Annotated in this window: 9 protein-coding genes and 3 pseudogenes; 6 read left to right on the top strand and 6 right to left on the bottom strand. The window is 65.6% G+C overall.

All coding sequences use genetic code 11. The annotated features are described in order from the left end of the window. Positions 1-99: 99 nt before the first annotated feature. The 3 genes and pseudogenes from ACRDTL_RS17170 (at position 100) to ACRDTL_RS17180 (ending at position 1,085) form a co-directional block, all read left to right on the top strand. Positions 100-510, top strand: a complete 411-nt coding sequence (locus ACRDTL_RS17170) for a heavy metal-responsive transcriptional regulator (RefSeq protein WP_431507903.1) — start codon at positions 100-102, stop codon at positions 508-510. Between the two features lie 211 nt (positions 511-721). After that, positions 722-862, top strand: a pseudogene (locus ACRDTL_RS17175) (hypothetical protein); the annotation flags it as partial. Continuing rightward, a complete protein-coding gene (locus ACRDTL_RS17180; protein ID WP_431507904.1) occupies positions 798-1,085 on the top strand; it encodes an abortive infection family protein in 288 nt (95 codons plus the stop codon). The pseudogene ACRDTL_RS17175 and the gene ACRDTL_RS17180, both read left to right, overlap by 65 nt. A gap of 42 nt (positions 1,086-1,127) precedes the next feature. Here ACRDTL_RS17180 and ACRDTL_RS17185 read toward each other — a convergent pair. From ACRDTL_RS17185 to ACRDTL_RS17200, 4 genes and pseudogenes are all read right to left on the bottom strand, one after another. Then, positions 1,128-1,907 (bottom strand): annotated as a pseudogene (locus tag ACRDTL_RS17185) (biotin carboxylase); the annotation flags it as partial. A gap of 211 nt (positions 1,908-2,118) precedes the next feature. Continuing rightward, the gene (gene ilvC / locus ACRDTL_RS17190; protein WP_431507913.1) at positions 2,119-3,120 is read right to left on the bottom strand and encodes a ketol-acid reductoisomerase; all 1,002 of its coding nucleotides are present in this window, start codon (positions 3,118-3,120) and stop codon (positions 2,119-2,121) included. 37 nt (positions 3,121-3,157) lie between these two features. Then, positions 3,158-3,664 carry an acetolactate synthase small subunit gene (ilvN, locus tag ACRDTL_RS17195; protein ID WP_431507914.1) on the bottom strand — a complete coding sequence of 169 codons (507 nt, stop codon included), beginning with the start codon at positions 3,662-3,664 and terminating at the stop codon, positions 3,158-3,160. After that, positions 3,661-5,487, bottom strand: coding sequence for an acetolactate synthase large subunit (locus tag ACRDTL_RS17200; RefSeq protein WP_431507905.1), 1,827 nt, complete (start codon positions 5,485-5,487; stop codon positions 3,661-3,663). Before ACRDTL_RS17200 ends, ilvN begins: the two co-directional genes overlap by 4 nt. A gap of 372 nt (positions 5,488-5,859) precedes the next feature. Here ACRDTL_RS17200 and ACRDTL_RS17205 point away from each other — a divergent pair, with 372 nt between their 5' ends. Together ACRDTL_RS17205 and ACRDTL_RS17210 are read left to right on the top strand one after the other, a co-directional pair. Further along, a complete protein-coding gene (locus ACRDTL_RS17205) occupies positions 5,860-6,651 on the top strand; it encodes a COG4705 family protein (RefSeq protein ID WP_431507906.1) in 792 nt (263 codons plus the stop codon). Positions 6,652-6,720: 69 nt separating this feature from the next. Beyond that, positions 6,721-7,071 (top strand): PH domain-containing protein, encoded by a 351-nt coding sequence (locus ACRDTL_RS17210; protein ID WP_431507915.1) that lies wholly within the window; start codon positions 6,721-6,723, stop codon positions 7,069-7,071. 5 nt (positions 7,072-7,076) lie between these two features. Here ACRDTL_RS17210 and ACRDTL_RS17215 read toward each other — a convergent pair whose 3' ends face one another. Then, positions 7,077-7,940, bottom strand: a complete 864-nt coding sequence (locus ACRDTL_RS17215) for a DoxX family protein (RefSeq protein ID WP_431507907.1) — start codon at positions 7,938-7,940, stop codon at positions 7,077-7,079. A gap of 145 nt (positions 7,941-8,085) precedes the next feature. Between ACRDTL_RS17215 and ACRDTL_RS17220 the strand changes: the two genes are divergently transcribed. Continuing rightward, a complete protein-coding gene (locus tag ACRDTL_RS17220; RefSeq protein ID WP_431507908.1) occupies positions 8,086-9,207 on the top strand; it encodes a PQQ-dependent sugar dehydrogenase in 1,122 nt (373 codons plus the stop codon). 9 nt (positions 9,208-9,216) lie between these two features. Here the strand turns inward: ACRDTL_RS17220 and ACRDTL_RS17225 are convergent. Next, positions 9,217-9,329, bottom strand: a pseudogene (locus tag ACRDTL_RS17225) (IS630 family transposase); the annotation flags it as partial.

Consider the following 9,329-nt stretch of genomic DNA (forward strand, 5'->3'; position numbering starts at 1 on the left):
TCACCTCCTTCGCTCACGTCGGGGTCGAGGGACGGTTTCGACGCTAGACCTGGCCCCAGGGTGCAGGTCAATACTGGAAAGCGAAGGAGGTGGAACACTATGGCGCTGCCGGGATTGACCATCGGAGCTGCCGCCGAAGCCGCCGGTGTGACCCGTAAGGCGGTGAAGGTCTACGAGGCGAAAGGGCTGCTCCCGCGCGCCGAACGGACGCCTGCCGGGTATCGGCTCTATGACCAGCACGACATCGAGCTGCTGACCTTCATCCGGCGGGCTCGCACTCTGGGCCTGCGGCTGGAGGATATCCGCGAGATCCTCGCCACCCGCGGCGGTGGTATGCCGCCGTGCGCCGCGGTCCGCGACATGCTCGACGAGCGGATCGCCGACATTGACACCACGATTGCCGAACTACGCAGCCTGCGCCGGACACTCGCTGACACGCGCGCCCGCGCGGACGACTGCTGTACCGATGACCGGACGGCCACCATCTGCACCGTCATCGAGGATGCCTGATCGACCGAGATTCCTTGGGCGGGCTGCGTTAGCGCGGTTAGGGCGGCGCGTCTCAGGGGAAGCCGCGGCAGGGGTGCACCTCGATCGTGAAGACCCCGGCCGCCGCCCCAGGGTCTCGAATCTGATACCACCTTGATGTGTGGTTGAAGCGGTCAAAGGCCTGATTAGGGGGTGGGTTGCGCCACGCCGGTCTGCCTTCCGTTCGGTTGGTGTGGGGTCTCTACCCAAACTGGCTCGTGCAGCACAGCTTTCGCTCGGGCTCAACCCCTCCACCGGGTCCAGACCAGATGGCAGCGACGGCGTCAGGCGCATCCTCGGCGCGGTCACAACCATCGCCAACGGACTCGCCGAGCTGCGCAACCGATGGACTGGGCACCGGGCACGGTCCGGCAACCGCGCGGGTCGGTCTTGGCACCCGGCACGCTCACCTCGCGGTCAATGCGGCGCTCACCTGGTGCCAGCTAATGCTCGACACCCTCGCCGACCCCGAAGCGCCTTGGCGCAAAGGTCAACTCACAAACGGCGGCCAAACGAAGAACACGAAAACAACCAGTTTCGTTCCGTCGCTAAGCTGACCCCTCCCGGGAATGCAACACGCGGGAACCATCGAAGGAACCGCCCTTGTTCGGGGTGAGCTCGGAGTAACCGACGAGACTCGTCATCGCGGGGCCGACCACGGTGCCTTGCCGAGTCACGACGCCCTCCAGGCACACCTCGACATTGCGGATGCGCTTCATCACTTTGAGGTCCTGCCCGACCAGCTCACCGCCGTGACGGTCCCAGTCGCGCTGACCGCGCAGAAAATACGTCGTGGTGCCGGCATCGCCATAGGCGGCCTGAACGACGAGGTTGTCACCCAGCCCGGCACTGTGCGCCAGCGCCACCAGTTCGTCGTAGGTGCCCGCCCGCCCGATCACGTGGGGCACGCTCGACACGCCCACCTCCTCGGCCAGGCGCGTCATGACGATCTTGGAGCCCAGCCGATGGCGCAGTGCCGCCGACGGCTGGATGAAGTCGAGTCCGACCTCGTGCGCGAGGGCCTGGGTTCCCTCGTCAAGCATCACGAAACAGGCCTTGCCACCGGGCCCTCGGCGCGCGATGAACTCGAGTGTCTCGGGATCACGCAGCAGGTAATTGCACACATCCTCCATGGACCCGAAGTCCATGCGGTTGCGCCGCCGGGGTACGAACACGCGCGGATGTTCGCCCTCGAAAGAGTCGAAGTAGGTCAGGTAGAAGAAGTTTCGCACCCACCGGTCGATGCCGAGCAGGTTGAACGGGGTCGGCGAGATGAAGTACAGCGGCACGGTGTTGGTGTGAAAGAACGCGCGTACGTCTGAGATGCCGTGCAGCTTGCGGTGCGGCTCGGTCTCGGGCCCGCCGGCGCGCGCGCTCACGCCAACCGTGTTGACATCGACGCCCGGGCCGCGGTGGTCAGCGCGACCGCGGTGAGCTCATGTTTTTCCATGCCACAAGTGTGCACCGCCCATGGCCGGGTGGAAGTGGGATTGACTCTCCCCCGGGCGAGCCGACCCCCGGGCGAGCGTGCGTGTCCCCGGTACGGACACGGAGTGTCGGACCGGGGACACGCACGGTCGCGCAAAGGGACTAGGCCGTCTCAGTGATCGGACGGTCCACCCAGCTCATCAAATCGCGCAGTTTCTTGCCGGTCACCTCGATCGGATGCTCGGCGTTGCGCTTGCGCAGTTCGGCCAACTGCTTACCGCCGGCCTCCACGTCGGCGACCAGCTTCTTGACGAAGCTGCCGTCCTGGATGTCCCGCAGGATGGCACGCATCCGGTCCTTGGTGCCGGCGTCGATCACCCGCGGGCCGGAGAGGTAGCCACCGAACTCCGCGGTGTCGGACACCGAGTAGTACATCCGGCCGATGCCGCCCTCATACATCAGGTCGACGATCAACTTCAGCTCGTGCAGCACCTCGAAGTAGGCCAACTCGGCCGGGTAGCCGGCTTCGGCCATCACCTCGAAGCCCGCCTTGACCAGCTCTTCGACGCCACCGCACAACACCGTCTGCTCACCGAACAGATCGGTTTCCGTCTCGTCTTTGAAAGTGGTCTTGATGACACCGGCGCGAGTGCCGCCGATGCCCTTGGCGTAGGACAGCGCCAACGCCAAGCCGTCACCGCGCGGATCTTGCGCCACCGCAACCAAACACGGCACGCCCTTACCGTCGACGAACTGGCGGCGCACGAGGTGCCCGGGCCCCTTCGGAGCCACCATCGCGACGGTGATCTCGGCCGCCGGTTTGATCAGCTCGTAGTGGATGTTGAGGCCATGACCGAAGAACAGTGCGTCACCGGCCTGCAGGTTGGGCTCGATGTCGCCGGTGAAGATGTCGGCCTGCGCGGTGTCGGGGGCGAGCAGCATGATTACGTCGGCCCACTTGGCCACCTCCCCGGGTGTGCCGACGTCGAGGCCCTGCTCGACGACCTTGGGCCGCGACTTCGAGCCCTCTTTCAGCCCGACGCGCACCTGGGCGCCGGAGTCGCGCAGGCTCAGTGCGTGCGCGTGCCCTTGGCTGCCGTATCCGATGATGCCGACCTTGCGCCCCTGGATGATAGACAGGTCCGCGTCGTCGTCGTAGAACATCTCCACTGTCACTGCGTATTTCCTTCTATTCGATGAGTTATTTACCCGTGCCGATGCCGCGTGGTCCGCGGGACAGCGACACCAGACCGGACTGGACGATTTCATTGACGCCGAAGGGCTCCAGCACACGCAGCAACGCATCCAGCTTGGCCGCCTCGCCGGTGGCCTCGATGGTCAACGACTCCGGGGAAACGTCAATCACCTTGGCCCGAAATAGGTTTACTGCTTCGATGACTTGACTGCGGGTTCCGGCATCGGCCCGTACTTTGATCAGCGCCAACTCCCGCGCCACCGAATTGTCGTCATCCTGCTCGATGATCTTGATGACGTTGATCAGCTTGTTGAGCTGCTTGGTGACCTGCTCCAGCACGGTGTCCTCGGCCGAAACGACGATCGTCATCCGGGATATGTCCTTTTGCCCGGTGGCACCGACGGCCAGCGACTCGATGTTGAAGCCGCGCCGCGAAAACAGCGCCGCCACCCGGGCCAGCACGCCCGGTTTGTCTTCGACCAGCACCGAAAGCGTATGAGTCAGGCTCATCAGGCGTGCCCCTCATTGTCGTCGTCGAACAGCGGGCGAATGCCGTAGGCGGCCTGGATTTCGTCATTGCTGGTGCCGGCGGCAACCATCGGCCACACCTGTGCGTCGGCGCCGACGACGAAGTCGATCACCACCGGGCGGTCGTTGATCGCCCGCGCCGCCTTGATGACGTCGACGACGTCTTCCTCACGCTCACAACGCAATCCGACGCAGCCCAGCGCTTCGGCCAGCTTGACGAAGTCCGGGATGTGGTGTGAGTGGGTGGCCAGGTCGGTCTGCGAATAGCGCTCCTGATAAAACAGCGACTGCCATTGCCGCACCATGCCGAGGCTGCCGTTGTTGATCAGCGCGACCTTGATCGGCGCGCCCTCGATCGCGCAGGTGGCCAGCTCCTGGCTGGTCATCTGGAAACAGCCGTCGCCGTCGACCGCCCACACCTCCGCGTCCGGGCGGGCGATCTTGGCGCCCATCGCCGCGGGGATGGCGAACCCCATGGTGCCCAGACCGCCCGAGTTGATCCAGGTGCGCGGGTTCTCAAACGAGATGAACTGCGCGGCCCACATCTGGTGCTGGCCGACGCCGGCGACGTACACGGCGTCGGGTCCGGCGATGGAACCCAGCGTGGAGATCACGTATTCGGGGCTCAGGCTGCCGTCACTTTGCGGCCCGTAGGACAGCGGGTAGGTGGACTGCACGCCGCGCAGGTACTCCCACCAGTCGCCGATGTCGATGCTCTCGGGCGCCCCGTCGTGGCGCAGCGCCGCGATCAGATCGGTGATGACGGCTTTGACGTCACCGACGATCGGCACGTCGGCGTGGCGGTTCTTGCCGATCTCGGCGGGGTCGATGTCGGCGTGGATGACTTTGGCCTCCGGCGCGAACGAGTCGAGCTTTCCGGTCACCCGATCGTCGAAGCGGGTGCCCAGCGCGATCAGCAGATCGCTGCGCTGCAGGCCCGCCACCGCGGCCACCGTGCCGTGCATGCCCGGCATGCCCAGATGCTGACGGTGACTGTCCGGGAACGCGCCACGGGCCATCAGCGTGGTCACCACCGGGATGCCGGTCAGCTCGGCCAGGTCACGCAACTGCTCGGTGGCGTCACCGCGGATGACGCCGCCGCCGACATAGAGCACCGGTTTGCGTGCGACCGCGATCAGCTTGGCAGCCTCCCGCACCTGCCGGTTGTGCGGTTTGGTGTTGGGCTTGTAGCCGGGCAAATCCAGCCGCGGCGGCCAGCTGAACGTGCACTGGCCCTGCAGCACGTCTTTGGGGATGTCGACGAGCACCGCGCCGGGGCGCCCGGTGGAGGCAATGTGGAACGCCTCGGCGATCACCCGGGGGATGTCGTCGCCGCTGCGGACCAGGAAGTTGTGTTTGGTGATCGGCATCGTGATCCCGGAGATGTCGGCCTCCTGGAAGGCGTCGGTGCCGATCAGCGACCTTCCGACCTGGCCAGTGATCGCCACGACGGGGATCGAGTCCATCTGCGCATCGGCCAGCGGGGTCACCAGGTTGGTGGCACCGGGACCGGAGGTGGCCATGCAGACGCCGACTTTGCCGGTGGCGTGCGCATAGCCGCTGGCGGCGTGCCCGGCGCCCTGCTCATGGCGGACCAGCACGTGGCGCACCTTTTTCGAGTCGAACAGCGGGTCATAGACCGGCAGCACGGCGCCGCCCGGAATGCCGAAGATCACCTCGACATCGAGTTCCTCCAAAGACCGGATCACCGATTGTGCTCCGGTAAGTTGTTGGGGTGCAACATTTCTCGGCCGGGGTCTGGCGCCGTTAGCGGTCTGCGTCGCCGGCCGCGTGGTGGGTGCGCTCACTGTGTCCTCTTTAGATCGTCAGGCAACAAAAAACCCCCGCCAGCTCAGCCGCTGCACGAGGGTTGCGCGTTGATGCTCCTCAGTCACGCACCAACGCGCTGACCAAGTACTACGAGCATTTCGCGGTTGTCCATAGCATTCGACAGTAGCTTCTGCACAGGTCAACCGTCAAATTCAGGTAAGGGCGTTCGCTCGTGTGAGTGCCCAACGGGACGGCGCGATGAGCGCATTGTCAACAGCGGATGAACGCCAGACGTACGTTTCTTGTGGCCCAGCGCGTCGGTTTGCCGCCTCAGCAGACATTTGCCAGTCTTGGCTGCCATGCCAAGCAATACGCAGAAACCACGGTCTTTGTCCCCTCGAACACGCCGGATGCTCAACAAGGTTCCGGAGGTCACGGTTTTCTTCTGGATCATCAAGATCCTCGCCACCACCGTCGGTGAAACCGCGGCCGACTACTTGAACCTGACACTGGGTTTCGGGCTTCAGGGCACGTCGATCGTGATGGCGATTGCGTTGGCGGTAACGCTGTATTACCAATTCCGCGCCGATCACTACGTGGCCTGGCTGTACTGGCTCGCGGTGGTGCTCATCAGCATCGTGGGCACGTTGATCACCGACAATCTGACCGACGGCATTGGTGTACCGCTGATCGTCTCAACGACTGTGTTCAGCGCCCTGCTGACCGTGACATTCATCGTGTGGTACGTGCATGAGAAGACGTTGTCGATTCATAGCATCCACACGCGCAAGCGCGAGGGCTTCTACTGGCTGGCGATTCTTTTCACGTTCGCGTTGGGAACTGCGTTCGGTGACCTGATCGCCGAGAAGTTCGCGTTGGGCTACCCACTCTCGCTGGCGCTGTTCGTCGGACTATTCGCGGTAGTGGCGATAGCCCACCTCGGCTTCAAGTTGGATGCAGTGCTGGCCTTCTGGCTGGCGTACATCCTCACCCGTCCCCTCGGTGCATCCTTGGGTGACTTGCTTTCCCAGTCTCGTCATGACGGCGGCCTCGGCGTCGGCACCACCGCAACCACTGCGGCGTTCCTGCTGACCATCGCCGCGCTGGTGGCCTACCTCACCGTGACCAAGCGGGACGTCCACCGGGAACCCGCCATGGCCGACCCGCTCGTCGTCGACCGGGATGCGGTCCGCGAGGGCTGAACACGCGCGCTGCCTGCTCGACGTGGGTGACAGGATGCACGGGTGGCTACCTGCCCGGTAGTGATCAAGATGTCGCCGTTGGCCCACTTCGCGGTGGGCTTCCTGACGCTGGGTCTGCTGGCACCGGTACTGACCTGGCCGCTGACCGCGCCGCTGCTGGTGATCCCGGTCATGCTGTCTGCGTTGATCATTCGGCTACGTACGGTGGCCGACCAGCACGGGGTGACCATTCGGACGCTGCTCGGCAACCGAACGGTGCGCTGGGACGAGATCGACGGGCTGCGGTTCAGCAAGGGTTCGTGGGCGCGCGCACACCTGTCCGGCGGCGACGAGCTGCGGTTGCCCGCGGTCACTTTCGCGACCCTGCCGTTGCTGGCGGAAGCCAGCGCGGGCCGAGTGCCCAACCCGTACGCGGATTAGGCGGATTAAGTCAGTGGGTTTGCCCCGTTGAGCAGCACCCACACGGCGACGCCGGCGCCGATACCCAGCACCAGGGCCGTAAAAGACCCGATGAACGGCCGTCGCGCCCAGCCGCGCCCGGCGTCAAAGCCGTACCGTCCGGGCCCGATCAGGATGACGGCGGCGGCCATGACGATCAGGGTGATCTGGTACTCGTACCCGCTCGGCAGAAAGAACGGGAAGGACCGCGGGGCGGGCTGGGCCGATACCCCGGCGAGCAGGCCGTTGATCAGGTAAGCCAGTGCACCGGCCGCGGCCAACGGGGTGAACAGGCCCAGCACCAGCAGCACCCCGGCCAGGATCTCACCGCCGGCGGCCACATAGGTGAGGATGTCTGCGTGCTGGTAGCCCACGTCGGACAGCGAGTTTTTGAAACCGGTCAGTCCCTGCCCACCCCACCAGCCGAACAGTTTCTGCAGTCCATGGGCGACCAGCACCACACCCAACCCGATCCGAAAGATCAGCAAACCCAGATCCTGGGTACCGCGTCGATGCGCGGCGCGCACCCGCTCGTCGTTCTCGTCGGTGTCGATGTCGCCGGTCCCGAACGCGGCGTGCCGGCCGGTGTTCTGCGATTGGACGTAGGGCAGTGCTCCCAGTGGCTCGTGGCCGCCGAATCCGGCGCCGGACATCTGCGGGTTGTCGGAGCCGTCAACGGCACCACCGGAGCCGTAGTGCGGGATGGTGGTGGTCTCGAAATCGCCTGCATAGGTGTCCGACGGCAGGTCGTCTTCCGGGTCGACCACGCTTGCTGTGGCCGGGCGCCCCGGGTTTGGCGCCTCGGATTTGTCCGGCCGCCGCCAAGATGCATCACGCGATTGACTGGTCACGCGTGTCAGGGTAAGGGCATTTATGCCCAGATTGGGGATTTGAGCGGCGCTTTTACCAGACTGATGCACGCCGCCTCGGGAATGACGGCAAACACGGGACACCCGTCGTAGCGGGCCGGCGCGGAATATCCGTAACCTGGCTGACATGCAGTTGCGGCGGTCGACTCGGCGTGCGCTGTTTGCGGTATGCGTGGCGCTGCTCGTCTCCAGTGGCTGTGCGCGGTTCAACGACGCCCAGTCGCAGCCGTTCACCACCGAGCCGGAACGGCGCCCGCCGCCGACGTCGACACCTCCCCCGCCGCCGCCGCTGCCCGCCACGCCCTTCCCCAAGGAGTGTCCCGCGCCCGGGGTGATGCAGGGATGCTTGGAGAGCACCAGCGGCCTGATCATGCTCCCCGACAGCAAGTCGGCGCTGGTCGCCGAGCGCATCACCGGCGCGGTCAAAGAGGTATCGGTGAGCGCCGAACCAAAGGTGAAGACCGTCATTCCGGTCGACCCATCCGGCGATGGCGGGCTGATGGACATCGTGCTGTCGCCGTCCTACACGCAGGACCGGCTGATGTATGCCTACATCAGCACCCCCAGCGACAACCGGGTCATCCGCATCGCCGACGGCGACATCCCCAAAGACATCCTGACCGGGATCCCGAAGGGCGCCGCCGGCAACACCGGCGCGCTGCTCTTCACCAGCCCGACCACGCTGCTCGTACTCACCGGCGATGCGGGCAACCCGGCGCTCGCCGCCGACCCGGCGTCGTCGGCGGGCAAGGTGCTGCGGATTGAGCGGCCGACCACCCGCGACCAGGCACCGCCGACCACCGCGCTGAGCGGCATCGGCTCCGGCGGCGGAATGTGCACCGACCCGGTCGACGGGTCGCTGTACGTGATCGACCGCGCGCCCACCGCCGATCGGTTGCAGCGCATCACCAAAGATTCGCGGGTGTCCACAGTGTGGACATGGCCGGACCGCCCTGGGGGGGCCGGCTGTGCGGCGTTGGACGGCACCGTGCTGGTCAACCTGATCAACACCAAGCAGACTGTGGCGGTCCATCTGGCCCCGGCGACCGGTGCGGTCACCGGGGAACCAGACGTGGTTCGCCAGGACACCCACGCCCATGCCTGGGCGTTGCGGATGTCGCCGGACGGGAACGTGTGGGGCGCGACGGTCAACAAGACGGCCGGCGACGCGGCCAAACTCGACGACGTGGTGTTCCCGCTGTTCCCGCAGGGCGGCGGCTTCCCGCGGGCCAACGAAGACAAGACCTAGTGGTCCGTCTCAGTTTTGGTTGACTACTTGTCCGAGTTTGGTGCGTGCGCGTTGAACTTTGGCGAGGATGGATTCGGCGGTGGCGGTCCATACGTAGGGTGTGGGATCGGCGTTGTGGGCGT

The sequence above is a fragment of the Mycobacterium sp. genome (genome assembly GCF_050700595.1).
In the GTDB taxonomy this organism is placed as follows: domain Bacteria; phylum Actinomycetota; class Actinomycetes; order Mycobacteriales; family Mycobacteriaceae; genus Mycobacterium.